Here is a 1,236-nt window from a genome sequence, read left to right on the forward strand (position 1 = left end):
GAGAAGGGCGCCTTGTATCTGCGGGGACTGCTGCTGGAGGGCCGGCGGAAGTCGATGCAGCCGATGGCCGAGCGGCTCGGGGTCGATCACCAGCAGCTGCAGCAGTTCATGACGTCGTCGACCTGGCCGGTCCAGGACGTTCGGGCCCGGCTCGCGTGGCGGGCAGTTGCCGCGGTGCGGCCCGAGGTGTGGGTGGTGGATGACACCGGGTTTCCCAAGGACGGCCGTTCCTCCCCCGGGGTGGCCCGGCAGTACTCCGGCACCCTGGGCAAGGTCGGCAACTGCCAGATCGGGGTCAGTGTCCACGCCGCCTCGGACATGGCCTCGTGTCCGCTGGCCTGGCGTCTGTTCCTGCCTGAGTCCTGGGACGGCCCGGATGCGGCCGACCGCCGGAAGGCCTGCCGGATCCCCGAGGGCGAGCATCACCAGCCGAAATGGCGGCTCGCGCTGGACATGCTCGACGAGCTCGCCGGCATCGGGCTTCGGCCAGGTGTCCTGGTCGCGGACGCGGGTTACGGCGCGAACGCGGACTTCCGCCACGGCCTGGAAGAGCGCGGTCTGGGCTACGTCCTCCAGGTGAGAGGCGAGATGACCGCCCATGGTGAGGACGCCGAACCGCACCAGCCTGCCTACGGCGGTCTGGGGCCTCGGCCACTTCCGCGCTACCGCACCCGGCCGGTCTGCCTGCGCGAGCACGTGCTGGCCGCCGGGCGAGCACACGGGCGGGCGCTGGTCTGGCGCCAGGGCTCGAAAGCGGCCCTCAGCTCGCACTTCGTGCTCCTGCGGATCCGGCTCGCGGGCCGGCGACCGAAACCGGCGGAGGACGGCACGATACCGCTGACCTGGCTGATCGCTCAGTGGCCGGAGGGCGAGGACGAGCCGGTGAAGTACTGGATCTCGAACCTGCCCGCCGACATCCCCGCCAAGGACCTGGTCCGCCTGGCGAAAGCCAGGTGGCGGATCGAGCACGACTACCGCGAGCTGAAGACCGCTCTGGGGCTGGACCACTTCGAGGGCCGCTCGTTCACCGGCTGGCACCGGCACGTCACCCTCGTCACCGCCGCCCACCTGTTCCTGACCGAACAGCGGAGGAGCCCAAAAGCCCCGTCCAGGGCCTGACCCTCTACCAGGCCCTGGACCTCCTCCAACACCTCATCGCCACCTGGACCGGCACCTGCCCCACCTGTCGGCAGACCATCCCATGGCAGACCTACGACACCACCTAACAAAGCACTA

Annotated in this window: 1 protein-coding gene; it reads left to right on the plus strand. The window is 70.1% G+C overall.

The annotated features are described in order from the left end of the window. Positions 1–1,119: IS701 family transposase (locus tag AB0953_RS35370; RefSeq protein ID WP_366863704.1), on the plus strand; the 1,119-nt coding region annotated here is incomplete at its 5' end. Between the last annotated feature and the right edge of the window lie 117 nt (positions 1,120–1,236).

Source organism: Streptomyces sp. NPDC046866 (genome assembly GCF_040704625.1).
Taxonomy (GTDB): Bacteria; Actinomycetota; Actinomycetes; order Streptomycetales; family Streptomycetaceae; genus Streptomyces.